The 20171-nt window shown below is 64.7% G+C and carries 25 protein-coding genes; 8 read left to right on the plus strand and 17 right to left on the minus strand.

Annotated features, from left to right (window positions below; genetic code table 11):
- Position 1: 1 nt before the first annotated feature.
- Positions 2-1084, minus strand: coding sequence for an SDR family oxidoreductase (locus BM382_RS07090; RefSeq protein WP_072442932.1), 1083 nt, complete (start codon positions 1082-1084; stop codon positions 2-4).
- Between the two features lie 95 nt (positions 1085-1179).
- Between BM382_RS07090 and BM382_RS07095 the strand changes: the two genes are divergently transcribed.
- Positions 1180-2082 (plus strand): LysR family transcriptional regulator, encoded by a 903-nt coding sequence (locus BM382_RS07095; RefSeq protein ID WP_041119880.1) that lies wholly within the window; start codon positions 1180-1182, stop codon positions 2080-2082.
- A gap of 68 nt (positions 2083-2150) precedes the next feature.
- Positions 2151-2657 carry a YbaK/prolyl-tRNA synthetase associated domain-containing protein gene (locus tag BM382_RS07100; protein ID WP_019093556.1) on the plus strand — a complete coding sequence of 169 codons (507 nt, stop codon included), beginning with the start codon at positions 2151-2153 and terminating at the stop codon, positions 2655-2657.
- A gap of 6 nt (positions 2658-2663) precedes the next feature.
- Here the strand turns inward: BM382_RS07100 and BM382_RS07105 are convergent, their stop codons facing one another.
- Positions 2664-3548: a LysR family transcriptional regulator gene (locus BM382_RS07105; RefSeq protein WP_072442478.1), complete on the minus strand. Its 885-nt coding sequence runs from the start codon at positions 3546-3548 to the stop codon at positions 2664-2666.
- A 97-nt stretch (positions 3549-3645) separates the two neighbouring features.
- Between BM382_RS07105 and BM382_RS07110 the strand changes: the two genes are divergently transcribed.
- Entirely contained in the window at positions 3646-5052 is a 1407-nt protein-coding gene (locus tag BM382_RS07110; RefSeq protein ID WP_015637015.1) for an MFS transporter, read from the plus strand.
- A 5-nt stretch (positions 5053-5057) separates the two neighbouring features.
- Here the strand turns inward: BM382_RS07110 and BM382_RS07115 are convergent, their stop codons facing one another.
- Entirely contained in the window at positions 5058-5990 is a 933-nt protein-coding gene (locus tag BM382_RS07115) for a DMT family transporter (RefSeq protein ID WP_011063444.1), read from the minus strand.
- 102 nt (positions 5991-6092) lie between these two features.
- Between BM382_RS07115 and BM382_RS07120 the strand changes: the two genes are divergently transcribed.
- Positions 6093-6992 (plus strand): LysR substrate-binding domain-containing protein, encoded by a 900-nt coding sequence (locus tag BM382_RS07120; RefSeq protein WP_011063443.1) that lies wholly within the window; start codon positions 6093-6095, stop codon positions 6990-6992.
- Positions 6993-7028: 36 nt separating this feature from the next.
- On the opposite strand, the gene BM382_RS07125 is transcribed toward BM382_RS07120, so the two are convergent.
- From BM382_RS07125 to BM382_RS07140, 4 genes are all read right to left on the minus strand, one after another.
- The gene (locus BM382_RS07125; protein ID WP_072442480.1) at positions 7029-9269 is read right to left on the minus strand and encodes an ATP-binding protein; all 2241 of its coding nucleotides are present in this window, start codon (positions 9267-9269) and stop codon (positions 7029-7031) included.
- A complete protein-coding gene (locus tag BM382_RS07130; protein WP_019093552.1) occupies positions 9266-9880 on the minus strand; it encodes a biliverdin-producing heme oxygenase in 615 nt (204 codons plus the stop codon). The genes BM382_RS07125 and BM382_RS07130 overlap by 4 nt, the downstream gene beginning before the upstream one ends.
- 258 nt (positions 9881-10138) lie before the next feature.
- Positions 10139-10525, minus strand: a complete 387-nt coding sequence (locus BM382_RS07135) for a cupin domain-containing protein (RefSeq protein ID WP_011063440.1) — start codon at positions 10523-10525, stop codon at positions 10139-10141.
- 81 nt (positions 10526-10606) lie between these two features.
- Complete coding sequence (locus BM382_RS07140) at positions 10607-11416, minus strand: AraC family transcriptional regulator (protein ID WP_011063439.1); 810 nt, start codon at positions 11414-11416, stop codon at positions 10607-10609.
- A gap of 242 nt (positions 11417-11658) precedes the next feature.
- Between BM382_RS07140 and BM382_RS07145 the strand changes: the two genes are divergently transcribed.
- The 4 genes from BM382_RS07145 to BM382_RS07160 all read left to right on the plus strand — a co-directional run bounded on the left by BM382_RS07145 (position 11659) and on the right by BM382_RS07160 (position 14375).
- A complete protein-coding gene (locus tag BM382_RS07145; protein ID WP_011063438.1) occupies positions 11659-12300 on the plus strand; it encodes a LysE family translocator in 642 nt (213 codons plus the stop codon).
- Positions 12301-12373: 73 nt separating this feature from the next.
- Positions 12374-12853 (plus strand): GNAT family N-acetyltransferase, encoded by a 480-nt coding sequence (locus tag BM382_RS07150; RefSeq protein ID WP_011063437.1) that lies wholly within the window; start codon positions 12374-12376, stop codon positions 12851-12853.
- 43 nt (positions 12854-12896) lie between these two features.
- Positions 12897-13991, plus strand: coding sequence for a D-alanine--D-alanine ligase (gene ddlA, locus BM382_RS07155; protein WP_011063436.1), 1095 nt, complete (start codon positions 12897-12899; stop codon positions 13989-13991).
- 30 nt (positions 13992-14021) lie between these two features.
- On the plus strand, positions 14022-14375 hold the full coding sequence (locus BM382_RS07160) for a gamma-glutamylcyclotransferase family protein (protein ID WP_011063435.1): 354 nt from the start codon (positions 14022-14024) through the stop codon (positions 14373-14375).
- A 9-nt stretch (positions 14376-14384) separates the two neighbouring features.
- Here BM382_RS07160 and BM382_RS07165 read toward each other — a convergent pair whose 3' ends face one another.
- The 10 genes from BM382_RS07165 to BM382_RS07210 all read right to left on the minus strand — a co-directional run bounded on the left by BM382_RS07165 (position 14385) and on the right by BM382_RS07210 (position 20094).
- Positions 14385-14966, minus strand: a complete 582-nt coding sequence (locus BM382_RS07165) for a membrane protein (RefSeq protein WP_011063434.1) — start codon at positions 14964-14966, stop codon at positions 14385-14387.
- 96 nt (positions 14967-15062) lie between these two features.
- A complete protein-coding gene (locus BM382_RS07170) occupies positions 15063-15518 on the minus strand; it encodes a GNAT family N-acetyltransferase (protein ID WP_015637010.1) in 456 nt (151 codons plus the stop codon).
- On the minus strand, positions 15515-16231 hold the full coding sequence (locus tag BM382_RS07175; protein ID WP_015637009.1) for a purine nucleoside phosphorylase YfiH/LACC1 family protein: 717 nt from the start codon (positions 16229-16231) through the stop codon (positions 15515-15517). The genes BM382_RS07170 and BM382_RS07175 overlap by 4 nt, the downstream gene beginning before the upstream one ends.
- 133 nt (positions 16232-16364) lie before the next feature.
- Positions 16365-17177, minus strand: a complete 813-nt coding sequence (locus BM382_RS07180) for a MerR family transcriptional regulator (protein ID WP_019093549.1) — start codon at positions 17175-17177, stop codon at positions 16365-16367.
- Between the two features lie 78 nt (positions 17178-17255).
- Positions 17256-17627, minus strand: coding sequence for a helix-turn-helix domain-containing protein (locus BM382_RS07185; RefSeq protein ID WP_011063430.1), 372 nt, complete (start codon positions 17625-17627; stop codon positions 17256-17258).
- A complete protein-coding gene (locus BM382_RS07190; protein WP_019093548.1) occupies positions 17624-17935 on the minus strand; it encodes a type II toxin-antitoxin system HigB family toxin in 312 nt (103 codons plus the stop codon). The genes BM382_RS07185 and BM382_RS07190 overlap by 4 nt, the downstream gene beginning before the upstream one ends.
- Before the next feature lie 115 nt (positions 17936-18050).
- On the minus strand, positions 18051-18317 hold the full coding sequence (locus BM382_RS07195) for a DUF3077 domain-containing protein (protein WP_072442483.1): 267 nt from the start codon (positions 18315-18317) through the stop codon (positions 18051-18053).
- A 463-nt stretch (positions 18318-18780) separates the two neighbouring features.
- Positions 18781-19098: a helix-turn-helix domain-containing protein gene (locus tag BM382_RS07200; protein WP_072442485.1), complete on the minus strand. Its 318-nt coding sequence runs from the start codon at positions 19096-19098 to the stop codon at positions 18781-18783.
- The gene (locus tag BM382_RS07205; RefSeq protein ID WP_170866316.1) at positions 19085-19405 is read right to left on the minus strand and encodes a transcriptional regulator; all 321 of its coding nucleotides are present in this window, start codon (positions 19403-19405) and stop codon (positions 19085-19087) included. Before BM382_RS07205 ends, BM382_RS07200 begins: the two co-directional genes overlap by 14 nt.
- 194 nt (positions 19406-19599) lie before the next feature.
- Positions 19600-20094 (minus strand): GNAT family N-acetyltransferase, encoded by a 495-nt coding sequence (locus tag BM382_RS07210; RefSeq protein WP_072442487.1) that lies wholly within the window; start codon positions 20092-20094, stop codon positions 19600-19602.
- Between the last annotated feature and the right edge of the window lie 77 nt (positions 20095-20171).

Genomic DNA, 20171 nt, shown 5'->3' on the forward strand with positions numbered 1-20171 from the left:
GTCAGGGAATCAGCCGGTAATCACGCAGCCGCTGCAACTGTTCGAGCACGCTCTGGTGGCTGTCGATGCAACCGGTAAAGCCGGCCTGGCGGATCTTGATGGTGCTTTGCACCATGTCGTAGCCGGTATTGAGCCAGCCATCGACGAAGGGCCAGGCGGCGATCTGCTCCCAGGGCGTGGGGCGCAGTTGCTGCTCCTGGACAATGCGCGCCCACAGCGGCGCCTTGTCGGCCATCTGCACCCCCAGGTTCATCGGTTGCGGCGCGGCGCTGGCAAGGCCGAAGAACCCGGCGATCTGTGGCCACAGGTGCTGCCAGCGAAAGTGATCGCCATTGGTCACGTTGAAGACCTGCTGCTGTGCATTCGGTGAAGTCAGGGCCCAGAGCACGGCCTGGGCCAGCACCCGGGAATCGGTGGCCTGGTGCAGCGCCGACCAGGCCTGCAGGCTGCCGGGAAAACGCAGTGGCAGGTTCAGTGCCTGGCTGATGGCGGCGAAGCTGGCGATGCCGGTGAGGATGTTCATCGGTGAGTTGAGGCTGGGGCCCATGACCCCGTCCGGACGCAATACCGTCCAGGCAAAACCCTCGCGTTCGGCTTCATGCCACAACAGGTCTTCCTGATCGTTGTAGAAGATCGGCCCCATGAAGCGCGGGTCGCTTTCCTTGGCTGGCGTCTTATAGGGCCCCAGGTGTTCACCGTAGGATTTGCCGCCACCGATCAGCACCACCTGGCGCAACCTGGCTCCGGCCTGGCGCAGGGCCTTGAGGCTGTGCTCCAGCATCGCCAGGTTCGGCGCCACTGTGGCGGCCATGCTTTCCCGCTCGCTGTAGGCGCAGAACACCAGGTCGGTGACGCTGCCCAGTCCGGCAAAGGCGCGGGCGGTGCCGGCGGCGTCCAGCAGGTCGGCGCTGATGTGCGCCGGTGCCGGGCTGCCGTCCAGCAGGCTGGTCGGTGGGCGGCGACGGGCGGCGGTGGTCAGTTGCCAGCCCGGGGTACGGTGCATCAGCTCGACCACTGCGGTGCCGACCACGCCATAGCCGCCGATCACCAGCAAGTGACGGTCCGGGGAAGTTGAAACGCTCATCGGGGATACCTCGAATAAAGGGATCGCCAGCATAGAGTCGGGTCTTTGAGTGAAATAGACTGCCGGCCGGAACAGCATCTGTGAGTTGAATTCATATGGCGGGCAGCGAGATCAACCGGTTTGCCGAGATGGAAACCTTTGTCGCGGTGGTGGAGTGTGGCGGCTTGTCGGCCGCTGCGCGGTTGAGGCAGGTGACGCCTTCCTCGGTGAGCAAGCTGCTGGCGCGGCTTGAAGCACGCCTGGGCGTACGCTTGCTCAACCGCTCCACCCGCCAGTTGCAACTGACCGCGGAAGGCCGCGGCTTCTATGAAAACAGCGTGCGCCTGCTGGCAGACCTGCGAGAAGTGGAGGGTGAGGCCAGCAGCGCCCGGGCTCCGGTGGGCCGGGTGCGGGTCAACACCAGCGCCTCCTTTGGCCTGCATGTGCTGGCGCCCCTGGTGGCGGAGTTTCTCCAGCTGTATCCGCAGGTGGCCCTGGACCTGGTGCACAGCGATGCCCTGGTAGACCTCTTGGGAGAACAGACCGATGTGGCGATCCGCACCGGGCCGCTGGCGGATTCGCAGTTGATTGCCCGCAAGCTCGGGGAAACCCGCGGCGTTGTCGTTGGCTCCCCGGCCTACCTGGCTCGCTGTGGCGTACCGCAGACCCCGGAGGATCTGGCCGCGCACCACCTGCTTGGTTTCGACTACGCCCGGGCCGTGCCGGGCTGGCGCCTGGGCGCGGCGGGCGAGAGCCAACTGCTGCAGCCCAATGGCCGGGTGCAGGCCAGCGACGGCGAAGCCTTGCGCCATCTGGCGCTACACGGTGCCGGGCTGGCGCAACTGGCGGCCTTCACCATCGCCGATGACCTGGCCAGCGGCAGGCTGGTACCGGTACTGGAAGCCTTCAACCAGGCGCCGCTGGAAAGTTTTTATGCGCTGTATGTCGGCCAGGGCGGCCACGTGCCGTCGCGGGTGCGGGTGTTCATCGACTTCCTGGCGCAGCGGGTGCGCTTGTAGCCGCCACTGGTCAGGCGTGGCGACGGATGCTTGAATCAACCCCCTGGCGACTTTTCCAAGGACAGAACATGCATGCAGTTTTCCAACGACTGGTGAGCCTGCTGGACAGCCACCAGGCGCGCTATCGGGTGATTTTTCACCCGGCCGAAGGGCAGTCGGCGCGGGTTGCCGAGATCCGCGGCACCGAACCTGGGCAGGGGGCCAAGGCCATGCTCTGCAGCCTCAAGGGCACAGACGAGGTGTATGGGCTGGTGATTCTCAGCGGCGACCAGAAGCTGGACATGAAAAAGGTCGGCGCGGCCCTGGGGGGCAAGAAGGCGCAACTGGTATCGCCGGAGCTGGCCAGGGAGCTGACTGGTTGCGTGATCGGCGCCATTGCTCCGCTGAGTTTCGATCCGCGCATCCGGCTGATCGTCGACCCGCAACTGACCTCCCGCTATAGCGAGATCGCCTTCAACGCCGGGCGCCTGGATGCCTCCATGGTGCTCGATACCCAGGACTACCTGAGGATCGCCCAGCCGCTGCTGCTGAGCGTGACCCGGGACCTGGAGAGCGACAGCGCCCAGCCCGGTTGAAGGCGGCTACCAGCTCAACCGAACCAGGGCCTCGGCAAAAGCGGTGAGCTTCGGCGAGCACTGGCGCGAGGGCGGATACACCAGCGACAGCTCGCGGCTGCGCCCGGCATGCTCCTGCAGAACCGGCACCAGCCGGCCGGTGTCCAGGGCTTCGCGTACCGCGAACTCCATCAACTGGGCAATGCCGAAGCCGCCGAGCACCGCGTCCACCAGGGCATCGCCGATATCGAAGATCAGCCGGCCCTGGACGGCCAGGTCCAGGGGCTTGCCCTGGTCCATGAACTGCCAGTCCACCAGCCGGCCGCTGCGCAGGTTACGCACGGCGAGGCAGTTGTGCTGCTGCAGGTCGGCCAGGTGCCGAGGCGTGCCATGGCGCTCCAGGTAGCCTGGCGCCGCCACCGTGACCCAGCGCAGGGGCGCCAGGGGCCGGGCAATGAGGCGCTGGTCCTGGATCACCCCGGTGCGCACCACCGCGTCGAAACCTTCATCGATGATGTCCACCACCCGGTCGGTCATCACTGCTTCGATGCTCAGCCCCGGGTGCTGGGCCGTCAGCTCGCCGATCACCGGCATCACCACCTTGCGCCCGAACAGTGACGGGGTACTGATCTTCAACATTCCACTGGGGGATTCGCGTCGGTCCAGCAGCAGGTGTTCGGCATGGGCCAGTTCCGCCAGCAGGGGCGTGGCGCGCTCGACCAGCACCTGGCCGTCCGGGGTCAGGCTGACACTGCGGGTGTTGCGTTGCAGCAGGCGGACCCCGAGCTGCTGTTCCAGGCGGGAAATGGCTCGGGACAGGCCGGACTGGGTCAGCCCCAGGTCACCGGCGGCACGGGTGAAACTGCGGGTTTCGGCAACCCGGACCAGCAGGCGAAGGGCGTTAAGATCCATGATTAAAGTCATTACTGAAAGAGATAATGGCTTGTTTATCATTTAAACGGCATCGATGACACTGGCCGCCGGTTATTTCCACACAAGGATCTTCGCGATGTCCGCGACCCCGTTAGCCAAGCCGTCGGGCTGGATGCTGTTACTGCTGGCCACCGCGCAATTGATCATCGCCCTGGACGCCACCATCGTGTTTGTCGCCCTGCCGGAAATCGGCAGCCACCTGGGCTTCTCCGCCCAGCAGTTGCAATGGGTGGTCAGTGCCTACAGCGTGGCCTTCGGTGGTTTCCTGCTGCTGGGCGGACGGGCGGCGGACCTCCTGGGCAAGCGGCGTTTCTACATCGTCGGCCAGTCCTTGTACGCCCTGGCCTCGCTGGCCGGCGGCCTGGGCGGCAGCGCGCTGCTGCTGGTGCTGGCCCGGGCGGTGCAGGGCGTGGGCGGGGCAATGCTGTTCCCCGCGACCCTGGCCCTGATCAACACCTGGTACGCCGAGGGGCCGGCGCGCAACCGGGCCTTTGCGGTGTGGAGCGCAGCCTCGGCGGCGGGGCTGGCCCTGGGGGCGCTGCTGGGCGGGGTGCTGACCCAGTACTGGGGCTGGGAGGCGGTGTTCCTGGTCAACGTGCCCCTGGCTGGGGCCTGTGCGTTGCTGGCCCGGCACTGGATACCCGCCGACCCTGCGCGCCAGCGCGGCCGTCAGTTCGACTTGCGCGGCGCGCTGACCGTGACCCTGGGTGGCACCCTGCTGGTGTTTTCCATCGTCCAGGGCCCGGAGTGGGGCTGGAGCGCCCCGGCGACCCTGGGCTGCCTGGCGTTGTCCCTGGCCCTGCTCGGGTTGTTCGTGCGCCTTGAACAGCGTAGCGCCGACCCGCTGATGCCCCTGCGCCTGCTGGGTTATCCACAACTGCGTATGGCCATGGTGATTACCGCGCTGTTCATGAGCAGCTTCGGCGTGCAGTACTACTTCCTCAGCCTGTATTTCCAGCAGGTCTATCAGTTCAGTGTGTTGCAGAGCGGACTGGCGTTCCTGCCCTCGACCCTGCTGTGCACGGCCGGGATCTGGGTCGCGGAGCGGGCCCTGCTGCGCGTAGGCTTGCGGGCGACCCTGGTCAGCGGCTTGCTGCTCGGGGCGCTGGGCATCGGCCTGATGTACCTGGCCCTGCCGGGCAGTAGCGGCTTTGTCGGCCTGCTGCCGGGGATCGTGATCATGAGCATCGGCCAGGGCATGACCTGGACCTCGATGTGGGTCTCGGCCGGGCAGGGTATCGCGGCGTCCGAGCAAGGGGTGGCTGCGGGCGTGGCTTCCACCAGCCAGCAGATCGGCGGCGCCCTGGGGCTGGCGCTGCTGGTGTCCCTGGCCAACACCTTGAGCGCCGGCGGTAATCAGGCCTATGGCATCGAGATGGCTACCGCCGCCAGTGCCCTGCTGGCGCTGTTCGGGGCCTTGCTGGCGCTGCGCCTGCCCCGGGCTGGAGTGGCCTTGCCGGCCTGTTCCGTGGCCCAGGGCTGAGGGCGTCAGCCATGGGCCTGTGGCAGGTGGCGGCGCACTGCCCACAGGACCCCGGCCAGGAGCAACAGGGCGGCGCTGCTTTGCAGCAGGCTGGGCAGGTGCTGCAGGCAGATGAAGCCATAGAGCAGGGCGAACAGGGTCTCGAACACGATCAACTGGCCGCTCAGGGTCAGCGGCAGGCGCCGGGTCGAGGCATTCCACATGCGATTGCCGAACCAGGAGCCGAGCACCGCGCTGGACAGGCTCAGGCCCCAGAACAGCATCCAGCGCTGCTCGCTGGCCTCGGCCCGGGTGCCGGGCAATGAGAACCCGTCCGCCAGCAGCCAGACCAGGGCGCTCATCAGCCCAGTGGTAATGCCCCACAGGGTCGACCACTGGCTGCTGTTGAAACGGCTGCCTTTGAGGTAGCGGGCGTTGTCGGTGGCAAACCAGGTCCAGCACAGCAAGGCGCCGAAGGCGCAGAGCAGGCCCAGGGCGCGCTGGCCCAGTTCCACCGAATCGCTGTGGGCGGTGAGCAGGGTGTCGAGGTTGATGCAGCAGATGCCGGCGAACACCAGCAACAACGGCCAGCGCAGCCGGCGCAGGGGCACGGCATCGGCATCGCCGCGGCCGGCCAGGGTGATGGTCAGCGGCAGCAAGCCGACGATCAGGGCGGTGCTGGCTACGCCGGCCCACTGGATGGCGCTGGCCAGGAGCATGAAATAGATCAGGTTGCCGGTCAGCGCCAGCTTCACCAACAGTACGGCATCGCCCCAGGTCAGGCGTTGCAGCAGCTCCCGGGCCTGAGGCGCAGCCAGGAGCAGGGAGAATGCACCGTAGAGGCTGAAGCGCGCGCAACTGAGCAGCAACGGGCTGAACTCAGGCAGCAGGCTGGGCACCACAATCGCCAGGCCCCAGACCGCACCGGCCAGGGCGGCATAAGCAACTCCACGTTTCATGCAAACACTCGTACCTAGTCATCAAGCTGCGCAGGCTAGTCATTGCTGACCGGATGGACAAAGGATATATAGGCACCTACCTATTCTCCTGGGGAATGCCTTGTGAGCCGCTTCGCCCGTCATCTGCCGCCGCTGGAAACCCTGGTCACCTTCGAGGCGGTGGGCCGCAACGCCAGCTTCACCCGTGCGGCCACCGAGCTGTGCCTGACCCAGAGCGCGGTGAGCAAGCAGATCCGTGCCCTGGAGCTGTCGCTCAAGACCGAACTGTTCGAGCGCCAGGCCCGGGGGGTGAAGCTCACCGCCAGCGGCGCCTCGCTGTTCGTCGAGGTCAGCACCCAGCTCGAAGCCCTGCTGCGCAGCGTCAGCCGCCTGCGGGCCGGGCGCGACGCCAATACCATCACCGTGCAATGCACCCACGCGGTGGCGCAGTTCTGGCTGTTCCCGCGCCTGCTGGCATTCAACAAGCAGCACCCGGACATCACCGTGAGCATCCATGCCAACAACGACATGGACGAGTCCAGCGTGGCCGAGCATGACTTCGGCATTCTCTATGGTGCGGGGCACTGGTCGTCCCTGGCGGCGGTATCGCTGTTCGCCGAGATGGTCTACCCCATCGTCAGCCGGCGCCTGGAGCTGCCTGTGGTCAAGGAGCTGGCGCAACTGGCCGAACTGCCGTTGATCCAGCTGGACGCCTCGGAGTGGAACTGCATCGACTGGCGGGACTGGTTCCATCATTTCGGGCTGGACTACAGCGCGCCACCGGGGGCCCTGGGGTTCAACCAGCTGACCCTGATGTTCAGCGCGGTGCAGCAGGGCATGGGCGTGGGGCTGGGCTGGGATTTCATGGCCAGCCAGTTGGTGGCCCAGGGTGAGTTGCTGCGGGTTGGCGAGTGGGCGTTCCGCACCGGGCAGGCGGATTTTCTGGTGCATCCGCGGCACAAGCGCCTGTCCGCCAGCGGCCAGTTGTTTCGCGACTGGCTGGTGGCCCAGGCGGCTGAATGAGCGCCCGGGGCTCAATGGTCAGCCCCGGGCTATGGGTCAGAGGCTGGCGCGCGGAACGCTGAAGCGGAACTCGCTGCCCTTGCCCACTTCGCTGTGGGCTTCGATCTTGCCGCCGTGGGCGTGGATGATGCCCTGGGTGATGTACAGCCCCAGGCCGGTGCCGTTGGGGTTGCCTTCCTTCATGGTCCAGTAGCGGTCGAAAATGAATGGCAACTGGTCGGTGGGAATGCCCTCCCCGGAGTCGCGCACGCTGAACACGATCTGCTCGCCGTCGGACATCGCCACCACCCCGACCTTGCCCTGTTTGGGGGTGAACTTGATGGCGTTGCCCACCAGGTTCGACAGCACCTGGAACAGGCGCTCGGGGTCGGCGTTGATCCTGAGGTCCGGTTCGGCGTGGAAGCTGATGTCGATGGCCTTGTCCAGGGCCAGTGGCGCCAGCAATGAATAGGCCTCTTCGAACATCTGGCTGACGTCCAGCGGCTGCGGGGCGATGCTGTAGCGCCCGGCCTCGATCTTGGAGGTGTCCAGCAGGTCTTCCAGGAGATTGTTCATGCGGCTGGCGGCCTGCTGCATGGTGTCGATGGCCGATGAAATGCGCCGTGAGGTATGCGGGCCATCGGAACTGAAGGCCTTCTGCATCATGCCGCAGAGCATGGAGATCACGGTCATCGGGTTGCGCAGGTCGTGGGACACCACCGCCACCAGTTCGTCCCGGGCGCGCACGGCCTGTTGCTCGCGCAGCACCTGGCGCGCCAGGTCGTGCTCCAGGGCCGAGCGGCGCAGGTCATTGGCGGCGAAGCGGTCGCCGTGGCTCCACTTGGTGGCGATCCCGGCCATCTCCACTTTCCAGATCTCGAACGAGGTACGCGGCCGCAGGCGCAGGCCGGCGTCGGAGTTTTCCAGGTCCAGGGGCTTTTGCGGGTTGCCGCTCCAGTTGATGTTTTCCTTCACTTCCGGGCGGAACCACAGCACGCCGTTATCCACAGGCTTGGGCAGGGTCATGGCCAGGACCCCGCTGGCCACCTGTTGATAACTCGCCGCCGGCGGGTAGACGCTGGCCAGGTGATGGCTGGCGAACACCGCCTGCCCGGTGCCTTGCAGCCAGCGGTGCAGGGCGCGGATTTCGTCCTGGGGCGGGCAGTTGCCGAAGCAGTGCAGTTGCTTGTCTTCGATGATTGCCACGCCACCGGCCTGGGTCAGGTCCAGCAGCAGTTGCGGCACCTGGGTCAGGCCGTCGAAGACGCTGTCGGGGGTGTCGCGCATGGCCTGGTCGAGGCTGGCCAGGGCGGTGACTTTCTCTTCCCGCTGGCGGCTGATATCCAGGGCTTCCATTGCGCTGATCTGCAACGACAGCACCTGGCCGATGGTCTGGCAGGCAATGCGCAGCTCGTGGGGCACCAGCAGCGGCTGGCGGTTGCCGCAACTGATCAGGCCCCAGAGCTGGTCGCCCTTGAGCAGGGAAATGCTCATGGAGGACAGCACGCCCATGTTCTTCATGTACTGGCAGTGGATCGGCGACACGCTGCGCAGGGTGGCGAAGCTCAGGTCCAGGGCCTGCTGAGTGTCCGGGCGCAGTGCCGGCAGCAGGGGCACCGGCTGGTAGTCGGCGTTGGGGATGATCCGCAGCCAGTTGCTGCGGTACAGCTCGCGGGCTTGCTGGGGAATGTCCGAGGCCGGGAAGAACAGGCCATTGAACACTTCCATGGTGGGGCGGGTGGCTTCGGCGATCACCTGGCCGTGGCCTTCCTCTTCGAAGCGGTAGATCAGCACCCGGTCGTAGCCGGTCATCGCCTGGATTTCGCTGACGCTGATGGCGTAGAGCTCATTCAGGGTCTTGGCCGTCTGCAAGCGCCGCAGCAGGCGCCCCAGGTTCTCGGTCTGCTCTTTCAGGTGCTGGGGCTGCAGGTGTTCGAGCTGGATTTCCAGTTCCAGCATCAGCACTCCCTGGTGGCGATGCAGCAAGCCTTCGAAGCGCGCGCCATTGACGGCCAGGTGCAGCGGTGGCGCATCGGACAACTGCGGCAGTTGCAGCACCTCGCGGATGCGCTGGCCGTCGGTGTCTCCCAGCAGTTGCTCCAGGGGCTGGCCGAGGACCTGCGCGGCAGGCTGGCCCAGCAGGGCCTCGACGTTGGCGCTGATCTGCTGGATGCGCAGCTCCGGCTCCGACAGCGTCAGCAGCACGCCATGGGGCTGGATCGCCCCGGGGGAGCGGATTGGCTCATCGGCGCAGTTGGCCAGCAGTTGTTCGAAGGCTTGGGCGTCTTGTGGGGTCATAGCAGCACCTCGCGGCTGTCGAGCCAGTGCTCGAAACAGGCAAATGTGGATTGCGCGGCGCGGACCACTTGTTGTCGTGCGCTCGCGTCCTCGGGCATGCGCCCCAGGTAGTCGAGAAAATCTTTCCAGCGCCGCCCGGTGGCGGCGCCATACACGTCGAGGAAAGCCCCGCCGTTATCCCCGTGCAGGTCCAGGCGCTGGGCCATTTCCCGGCGCAGGATCTGCCCGCCCAGGGTCGCACCCTCCAGTACATAGAGGGCGCCCAGGCACGCGCCGGGGCTGGCCAGTGCGGGCAGATGGTCGCAGCGGGGCAGGGCGTCGATGCGCTCCGGGGCCAGGCCCAGGGCCTGCAGGTCGCCGGCCAGGGCCGGGGTCTTGCGGCGCTGCTCCGGGTCGTAGCCGGCAGGGATCAGGCCGCTGTCATGCAGGGCCGCCTCCAGGGGCTGATAGAAGCCGAAATAGGCCTGGATCAGGCGCCGGTACCAGGCCGCATCGAGGTGCTCGGAGAAGAACGGCAGGCGCTTTTCCAGGGCCACGTGCAAGGTCGCGGTGCCGGCGCGCAGGTCTTGAAGCAGGGTGGGGGCGGTGGTGTCTTGGTGCGGTTTGGGCATTCAGGGGTCAGGGGTCGCAACAGGTAATGGACGCGCCATGGGCGTCATCGAAAGCTGGGACCAGGCCGTAGTCCCTGCACTAGAGCCATCGCACAGAAAAATAAGAGCGTCACTCTACCTGTGCTTTTTGCACTGACGTACAGTTTTTGACGCACCATTGGTCGGCCAAGGGTAGTCGATCGATGACGTGTTGCTGTGTCTGACTGTGTTCAAGAGGCAGAAATTCCTTTTTCCGTCTCGCAGGTTCAGCGGTGAGGATCAGATCCAGACGTCGTTCTGGGCGGTGCGTTCGCCACCTTGATCGCCGGTGTTGAGCACGCCCTTGGGTTCGATCAGCAGCAGTTTGACCTCCTGCTCGGCCCAGGGTTTGTGCTCGACGCCCTTGGGCACCACGAACATCTCGCCACTGCCGATGGCCACCCGGCCGTCACGGAAGTCGATGTACAACTGGCCGTCGAGCACGATGAAGGTTTCATCGGTGTCGGCGTGGGAGTGCCAGACGAATTCGCCCTGCAACTTGGAGATCTTGAACTGGTAGTCGTTCATCTCGGCAATCACCTTGGGGGTCCAGTGTTCGCTGAACAGGCCGAGTTTGCTGGCGAAGTTGATGCTCTGGTAGGCGTCTTGCGGGGCAGGGTTTTGCATGGTGTGGTCCACCTCAGTGATGAATGAGCGCTGAGGGTAAACAGCCAGGGGCTAGGGCTTCTTGAACGATCGTGTGTGGCCTCAGCGGCCGAGCATCTTCAGCCAGCGCGCCGGTGGCAGGCCGTAGGTCTGGCGAAACTGCCGGGTCATGTGGCTCTGGTCGGTGAAGCCGGCGATCAGTGCGGCGTTGGCCAGGCTCTGGCCCTGCACCAGCAGCGCGCGGACCAGGTCCAGGCGGCGCATGCTCAGGTAGCGGTAGGGGCTGGTGCCGAACAGCAGGCGAAAATCCCGGGACAGGCTCCAGCGGTCGCGCCCGCTGTGGGCCGCCAGTTCCTCCAGGGTCAGGGTGCGGTCCAGGGCACTGTGGATGTATTCCCGGGCCCGCTCGGCCGCCACATAGTCGAAACGTTGCCGTGATTGGGCGACCCCGGAGACGCTGTTCAGGGCATGGGCCAGGTCGAACAGGGCGTCTTCCTGTTCCAGCGGGTCCAGGGGGCTGTCGACCCCACGCAGCAGGGCCTCGGTGGCGGCAAACAGCCGCGGGTCGTTGGACAGGCCGCCAGTAATGAAGGGCAGCGGCTGGCCGCCGAGGATCTGCTGGATCAGCGCCGGCTCGACATACAGCATGCGGTAGTGAAAGCCGTCGTGGGTGCCGGCCTCGCCGTCGTGGGCTTCGTCGGGGTGCAGGACCATGGTGGCGCCGGGCAGGCTGTGGCGCCAGCCGCCGCGGTACTGGAAGCTCTGCACCCCGTGCAGGGTGCGGCCGATGGCGTAGGTGTCATGGCGGTGCATGTCATAGCCATGGCCGGCGAAATACGCCTCGATGCGCTCCAGGCCCCGGGCGGGCGGCGCGCGGTGAACCCAGTCGGTGACAGCTGCGGGTTTGGCCATGGAACGGTCCTGATGGATGAAACCAAGGGCCGTACGTTAACTCAGGGGCGCGCTGGCTGTCTTGCCCCTCGGTTCTACGCCGTAGCGGTTCTGCCCGAAGACGGGCGGCTTGCAGGAGGGTTCCGGCGCTGCACGATGGCTTGTTGCCTGAGCCGGGTTGCGAGGCCAATCGGCGGTTGCCTGGGCAGGCGCGAGTGGAGTAGCGTCGTTCCCCCGGACCCTCTTCATGGCCATCTGTTCCCATGTACACCTCGCACCTGGTTTACCTCGCTCCGTTGTTGTCGCTGGCCCTGCTCTGGAGCGTGGCGGTGATCACCCCCGGGCCGAACTTTTTCACCACTGCACAACTGGCGGCGGGCTGTTCGCGGCGCCATGGCCTGTTCGCCGCCCTGGGGGTGGCCAGCGGCACCGTGCTCTGGGGGCTGGCGGGAGGCTTGGGCATCAAATCGCTGTTCAGCGCGGCGCCGGCGCTGTTCGTGTTGTTCAAGGTTGCCGGTGGCTGTTACCTGATCTACCTGGGGCTCAAGCAGTTCAAGCGCAAGCCGGCCCTGGAGACCCCGACCACCGATGGCGCGAGCCATGCTGCGCGCAGCCTGTTCTCGGCCTACCGGCTGGGCTTTCTCGGCAACATGACCAACCCCAAGTCGGCGCTGTTCGTGGCCACCATTTTTGCCACTTCGATGCCGGCCTCCCCGCCACCTCTGCTACTGGGGCTGGCGGTGCTGACCATGGCCGGCCTGTCGCTGTCCTGGTACTGCTGCGTGGCGCTGTTTTTCGCCAGCAGCCGGGTGGCCGGGTTCTATGCCCGGGCCCGGCGCTGGCTGGACCGCCTGGCCGGTGGTTGCTATGTGCTGTTCGGCGGGCATCTGCTGGCCAATCGCTGAACGGCCGGTGCCTTGCGCCGGCCAGTATCCGCCCCCAACAAGGACGACCCGTCCCCGTATCAGGAGACCGAACATGGCTGTTGTTTTTCGCCCGGTGGCAGAGGCGGACATTCCGCGGATCTGCAGTTTCGTGGGCAATCCCCAGGAGCTGTATTTCTTCTTTCCCGCCGCCACCTGGCCGCTGACCCACGAGCAGTTGCGCGACTCCATCGCCCAGCGCAGCGACTCGACGGTGATCGAGCGTGACGGGCAGGTAGTGGGTTTTGCCAACTTCTACCGCTGGGCCAAGGGCGGCACCTGTACCATCGGCAATGTCATCGTCGACCCAGAGGTGCGCGGCGCGGGCCTGGCGGCGCAATTGATCGGGCAGATGATCCACATCGCCCACAGCAAGCACCAGGCCAGTGAGGTGACGCTGTCGTGCTTCAACAGCAACGTGGCGGGGTTGCTGCTCTATCCGAAGCTGGGCTTTGTGCCGTTCGCCATCGAAGAGCGCAAGAACAAGGAACAGGAGCGAGTGGCGCTGATCCATTTGCGTTACAGCCCCAGCTGAATTGAAGAACCGTCAGCAATCATTTTTTCAACGGGAAGCAGTCATGAGCAAGTTGCGGGTCGGGATTATTTTTGGTGGCCGTTCGGCCGAACACGAAGTGTCGCTGCAGTCGGCGCGCAATATCGTCGATGCCCTGGATCGCACGCGTTTCGAGCCGGTGCTGATCGGCATCGACAAACAGGGGCACTGGCACCTCAACGACACCTCGAACTTCCTGATCAACCAGGAAAACCCGGCGCTGATCGCCCTCAACCAGTCCAATCGCGAACTGGCGGTGGTGCCGGGCAAGGCCAGCCAGCAACTGGTGGAAACCTCCAGCCAGGAACTGCTGGGGCATGTCGATGTGATCTTCCCCATCGTCCACGGCACCCTGGGCGAAGACGGTTGTCTGCAGGGCCTGCTGCGCATGGCCGACCTGCCCTTTGTCGGCTCCGACGTGCTGGGCTCGGCGGTGTGCATGGACAAGGACATCAGCAAGCGCCTGCTGCGCGATGCCGGGCTGGCGGTGACCCCGTTCATCACCCTGACCCGGGCCACCCGTGCTCGCTACGGTTTTGCCCGGGCCCGGGAAACACTCGGCCTGCCGCTGTTCGTCAAGCCGGCCAACCAGGGTTCATCGGTGGGGGTGAGCAAGGTCGACAACGAGGCCGAATACGAGGCCGCGGTGGAACTGGCCCTGGGCTTCGATCACAAGGTGCTGGTGGAGTCGGCCGTGCGTGGGCGGGAAATCGAATGCGCGGTGCTGGGCAACGACCAGCCCATTGCCAGTGGCTGCGGCGAGATCGTGGTCAGCAACGGTTTCTATTCCTACGACAGCAAGTACATCGACGGGGAGGCGGCCCAGGTGCTGGTACCGGCGGACATCAGCATCGAGCACAGCGAGCGCATTCGGGCCCTGGCTGTCGAGGCATTCCAGGTGCTGGGCTGCTCCGGGCTGGCTCGGGTCGATGTGTTTCTCACCGATGAGGGGGAAGTGCTGATCAACGAAATCAACTCGCTGCCGGGGTTCACCCGGATCAGCATGTACCCCAAACTTTGGCAGGCCACCGGCATGAGCTACAGCGAGCTGGTGAGCCGCCTGATCGAGCTGGCGCTGGAGCGTCACGCTGAACGGCAAGGGCTGAAAATCAACCGCTGAAGCGGATCATCGTGGTTAAGGACGTGACGAATGAGTTCGGCAACAGATGCATCGGTTTATCTTTTTTCCTACGGCACCCTGCAAGACAAGGCGGTGCAGATCGCCAACTTTGGCCGTGAGTTGAGTGGCAGCGCGGATGCCATGCTTGGCTACGAACAGAGCTGGGTGGAAATCACCGACCCCGAGGTGCTGGCGGCCAGCGGCAAGACCCACCACCCGATCCTGCGCCCGGGGGCGGCGGACAGCGCGCCGATTCCCGGCACCGTGTTCTGCATCACCCCCGAGGAGCTGGCAGCGGCCGACAGCTATGAAGTCTCGGACTACAAGCGGGTCAGCGTGACCCTGGCCTCGGGCATCCAGGCCTGGGTCTACGTCAGCGCCTGAGTCTTCGGCTCACTCCGGCGGCAGCATCACACCGATGCACGCCAGGGCCAGCAGCACCGCCCCGAGCACGATGAACACATAGTTCAGCGGCGTGAAACGGGCGTTGCTGCGGCCTTCGGGATCTTTCGCGGCGGCATTCAGGCCGCGCTGGCCGAGCCAGGTGATCCACGCCAGTACCGGCAGGAGCGCCAGGCTGGCAATGTCGGTCACCGGGTAGCCGATATTCTTGCGCGACAGCGCGTCCACCACGTTGTTGATGATCACCCCCACCACAAACAGGGTTGCCAGTTCACCGGGCCGCCAGTCATGGCTGCGGCCGTCGCGCTTGAGCTGTGCATCGGCTTCGCGGTACAGCGCGTGGGTGAAAAAGATGGCAAAGAAGGCCCGGGCCACCGGCCACAGCTCCTGGCCGCTGGCGTGCCTGAACTGATGCCAGTTCTTGTAGGCCCAGTACACCTGGTAGATACCGAAGGTGAGGATGTACAGGGTCAGGAACTTGGCCTTGGACACCACATAGAACGGCTGTTGCGCCGCTTCGGGCGAGGGGGCGACCAGATCCGCCTGGGGCGGGGCATAGAGGTTGTCAGACACGGGCACTCCTTGGGTTGGGCCTGAGGGGGGAGGCAACGTTAGCTCAGGTTGCTGGCCAAGAACCAGCAGGGGCTCGGTGGCCAACCGGAACCGGGTTCAGGCCTGGGGTGGATCCGCCGGCCGAACGTAGTGAATATCCCATTCACTTTCACCCACCTGAACAAAACCCAGGCGTCGATAAAAACGATTCGAGTCACTGCCGCGCAACGCATCCAGGTGGATGGGTAGCTGCTCGTTGGCGGAGCGTTCCAAAAGCTGCTCCAGGGCCTTGGCGCCGAGGCCCCGCCCTTGGAATTGCGGTAGGACGTACAGGTGCTGCAGGCGCAGATGATCGCCGTGTGATTGGCTCTGGATAAAGCCTGCGGGCTGTCCGTCACTGAGGATGAAGTGGCAGCGTTCGGCCGCGAAGCTTGCGGCAAAACGCTCCCGGGCCCGCTGCGGATCGAAGCGCCCCAGGCGCTCAAGGCTTTCGCGCATCGCCGCGATGCGCATCTGGACCAGGGTTTCCAGGTCGCTCAGGGAGGTTGGGAGTAGTGCACTCTCGAGGTTCATGTCCGGCCGATCCACGAGTACTGGAAGGCCTTGGCTTCACCCCGGTGCCCGCGTCGACGATAACTGGCCAGGGCCGGGGTCGAGCAGTAGGTGCACAGCTCGCTGATTTCGATCTGTTCATCACTGATTCCAGCGGCGTGCAGCAAGTGCACGGCATAGCGGCTCAGGTCGAACCACAGGGAATCGGCCTGGGTCGGTTGCGGTGGCGGAATCTGCGGCGGCAGCAGCGGGGCCGGTTGCTCACGGCTCCAGGGGGCCTGTGCGGCCGGCCACAGCGGGTCCTGAGTGGCGGACAGGGTGTCGATGAAATCGGCGCTGACTTCATAGCAGCAGGGTTTGATCGATGGGCCGATGGCCACCCGCAATTGCTGTGGGGTGATGCCCTTGCTGGCGAAGTGTTGCAGCACATTGGCGATGATCCCGCCATGCAGGCCTTTCCAGCCGCCGTGCACTGCCGCGACCCAGGAACCGTCCTCGCTGCTGATCAGCAACGGCAGGCAATCGGCGGTGACCACTGCGATGGGCCGGCTGGAATGGGTGAGTACCGCGTCGCCGCGGATGATTCCGCTGGGCAGCGTGGTACTGGCTTGCACCACCTCGCCGCTGTGGATCTGCGAGCAGAAGAACAGGTTGGCCGGCAGGGCGGCGCCGAGGGTCGAAAACGCATGACGGATGCCGGATATCTGGTTCAACACACCTGCCTGGAAACTCATCGGGCCTTCGCTCGGTAACCTGGGAATGGCTGCAGAGCATAGCGGTATCCGAGGTACTTTTGCTGACAGACAACGCTGGATAGGCCGGGGCAGACCAGCGGTAGCCTGCTGGTCGGCCCCTTCACCGGGCGTTTCAGGCGCTCAGCGGGATATACAGTTCCACCACGCTGTCCGGGTGCATGGGCCCCAGAAAGCGCTCGCCGGTGTACTCGAACTCCACCGCGTCGATGGGCATCAGCCCGGCGGCGGGCAACCACTCGCTGTAGGCGGCGCGAAAGGTTTCCGGCAGGGTGGCCACGCTGCCGTGATGCTCGACTCGCGCGTAATGGCGGGCAGGGATTTCCAGCTCCACCATGCCGGGTACCAGGGGCGCGTCGGCGGCGACCGGCAGGCCGGCCACATAACGCCACTGGCCGTCTTCCAGGGGCTGGCAGATGCCATAGGTGCCCACCGGCTCGGCCAGGCGCTGGATCTCCTGTTCCCGAGGTTCGAAACGTTGCCAGAGCTCGGCGATGGTGCCCGGGTCATCCTGCTGCCAGGCCATGCCGATGATCCGCTGCGACGCCAGGAATACCTTCTGTGGTGTCTGCGCGGCTGGGAGTTGGCGCTGCGGCTGGGCCAGGTAGCGCTGCAGATGGCCCAGTACTTTCTGGCTGCGGGCGATCTCGCTTTGCAACTGCCGGGCATGCGCCTGCAGTGACTGCTGCATGTGCAGCACGCTGTCCAGGCCGCCCTGGTCCGCCAGAGTGCGGATGTCTTCCAGGGACATGCCCAACTGCCGCAGCCAGGCGATGCGCCCCAGGGTCACGATCTGTTCCGGGCTGTAGTAGCGGTAGCCGTTGTCCCGGCCGGTGAGGGCCGGGGTGAACAGGCCGATGCTGTCGTAATGGCGCAGGGTCTTGGTGGTAAGGCCGTGGCAGCGGGCCATTTGTCCGATGGTGAGCATGGAGCGTCCTTGGTGTGGTTGGGCTGCGGGGCATGCTGAGCCTTTACCCAGGGGCAAGCTCAAGCCCGGCAGCACGGCTCAGGACGATTTGATCGGCTTGATCAGGCTTTCGGCGGGAATGCCGAACAGCTGGTGCAGTTTCCAGATCATGGGCAGGGTCAGCGCGCGCTTGCCGTTGAGCACTTCGTAGACGCGGTTGGTGCGGCCGATGGCGGGCGCCAGGTCGGCGGCGGACAAGCCGGACTGTTCCATGCGGAACTTGATCGCCTCGATCGGGTTGGGCAGGTCCAGGGGAAACTGCCTGGCCTCGTACGCCTGGATCAGGGTGATCATCACATCGAAGTAATCGCCTTCAGGCGTCCCGGGCTGCGGTTCGTTGTCGAACAGGGGCGAGACGCTTTTCAGTGCGGCGCGGTAGTCCTGGTCGGTGTGGATGGGGCGGATGTTCATGCGGGTTGCTCCATGTCTACGCTGTCGGCATCAATGGCGTCGTACTCTTGGTGAGTGCCCACGAACTTGATGTGCAGCGCACCAAAGCGGTAGGCCACGACAGCGATCAGTCGATACTCGTTGCCCTTGATGTTGAAGACCACCCTGCGGCTTTTGAGAATGCTCGCGTTGCGATATTGGTCCTTGATTTGCGCAGGGTTGGACCACTCGGCTTTCCTTGCTTCATCGACCCAGGCCAGCAGAGGCTGTTCTGCTTCCGGGTGCTTTGCCCAGAAGGCCTTCAACTGACTGACTGCAATAATTCTCATGGCGTGACCCTAGTCCCGTCCTGGGACTTAAACAAGTCGCTGAGTGCGTCAAGCGATGTACGGGCAGATCGCTGGATCTGCCCGCGCAGGCGACGTTGGTTCAGGGACGATCAGGTCATGCAGAGAGCGTGGCGTGCACGTCGTCCATCAGTGCCTTGCCCATCTCTGCCAGGTAGTGTGCCGCCCAAGCATAGCGGTCGCACCGGGGCTCCATGGCCGCTTCCAGGGTGAATTGCTTTGCCAGATGCAACAGGGTCGAGGCGTGTTCCAGGGCGTCGTTGATCGGCACGTCGGCATTCACCCGAAACAGCGGATGCAGGTGTTCGCCGCACTGGGAAAAGCGGATTTCACCGAGGGTGGTCAGGGGCGATTGAGTGGTCATCGGGCACCTCCGGTTTTTTGGGACTGGAGGTAATGGAGAAACAGATTGCAGTAGCAGTTCATGGTCACGACTCCTTGATTCGAAGGACCGTCACCGTCTGCCGCCAAGCAGATCAGGGTGGCGGATTGCGCAGGATTGGCGGACCGGGAATCAAGGAACCGGCGAACCCGAAGGTTCTCCCACGCAACCCGCCATAACGCAGGTATGCGGGCGCAAAAAAAGCGCCCGCATGTGGGTGGGGCGCTGTTGCGCCTCGATTCTATCAGGCCGCCAAGCCTGTTCGCTGATTTTGCAGCGACGGTCGAACCATAGGTTTGAGTAGGGGGAGTCGCAACGGCATTACTGCGACATTTTGTGAACCAACCCTGTAGCCGCTGCCGCAGGCTGCGAACGACCGGAACGGTCGCAGCGATCTCCCAGGCGCCGAAGGCCCTTCGGTCCTTGTCGCAGCCTGCGGCAGCGGCTACAGAGGTTGTGCCAGCACCTCACGAAATACATCGGGCCTGAGCATCGCGATATGCAGCAATGAACGGGCCGCTCCTGAAGGCGAGCGCCGACCTTGCTCCCACTCCTGAAGGGTCCTTACCGAGACGCCGAGCAGTTGGGCAAACTTGGGTTGCGACAACCCGGTTTTACCCCGCGCCTCGGCGGCCTTGGTGATCGGAATGCTATGGGTATGGCCCTGCCGGCCGGCTTTGACATCGATGATCGCGTCCAGAAGCTCCTGGCCGACATTGCGCTTGGCATCGCGCTCCAATAGTTCTTTTTCAGTAAGGGGCATGATTCATCTCCTTCGCAATTCTGCGCAGAACAGCTGCTGGAATGTTTTCGGTAGCGCCTTTGCCATAGATCACCAGCGTAACCAGGGCTCCGCATGCGAGCTGGGTGGTATAGATGACCCGCACCGAGCCACTTTTTCCACGTCCTTCAACGCTCCACCTAATTTTCCTGCAACCACCAGAACCCGGGATGACAACGCCGGACTCCGGGTCGTTGGCAAGAAATGTCATGAATTCTCCACGCTCTTCTTCGGACCAGTAATCGGGCCAGAGTCTGGAAAACAGCGGAGATTCTATGATCGTCAGCATGCGGGAGGATTCTACGTCTTTGACGTACCTGGCGGCAATGGTGGGTGCTAGGAGATGACTCCTGAAAGATTAAGAACGTGGAGTTGCAACGCCAATGAGCGGAGTCCTGATTTCCAGTCAGCCCATTCGCTTTCTTGTGTGTGATCCATGCCTCCGATGTCACCTTTTGCATCACCTGAAACTCAGTCACTCACTCAACCTACCAGCACTTTCGCCATCTCACTGGTCGCCGCCCAACCCAGCCCCTGATACAGCGGCTTGCCAGCCTCGGTCGCATGCAGCACGGCAAAGCCCAGCCCGCGCTGGCTGAACTCGGCCTCTGCCAGTTTCATCAGCGCCGAAGCCAGGCCGCGGCGCCGGTAGGCCGGTTCGACGTAGACGTTGAGCACGTAGCCGCGTTGATCCTGGGTCGGATGGGAAGGGGGGGGCGGCCAGTCGATGCTCATCAGGCCGATGCTGGCCACGCTCTGCTCGGCGTCCATCAGGGCGAAGCCGTAGTAGCGGCCGTCCTCCAGGCGTTCACGCAACCAGGGGCGAAAGTGCTCCGTCATCACTTGCAAGGTGGAGAGATCCTTGCCCGCATCGAGAAACATCGCCTGGCGATGGCGGCAGATCAGCTCAAGGTCCTGGGGCGTCAGGCGGCGTGGGCTCAGGCCCGGGATATCAAGGTCGGCTGCAATTTCGTTCATCGTCGGTTCCTCGGTGGACAGGGACGATGCTAGGGCAGATCCAAAGGCCGGATCAGACACAGACCGCCGCAAAATCT

Origin of the sequence: Pseudomonas sp. NFPP25 (genome assembly GCF_900116505.1) — a bacterium.
GTDB classification, from domain to species: domain Bacteria; phylum Pseudomonadota; class Gammaproteobacteria; order Pseudomonadales; family Pseudomonadaceae; genus Aquipseudomonas; species Aquipseudomonas protegens.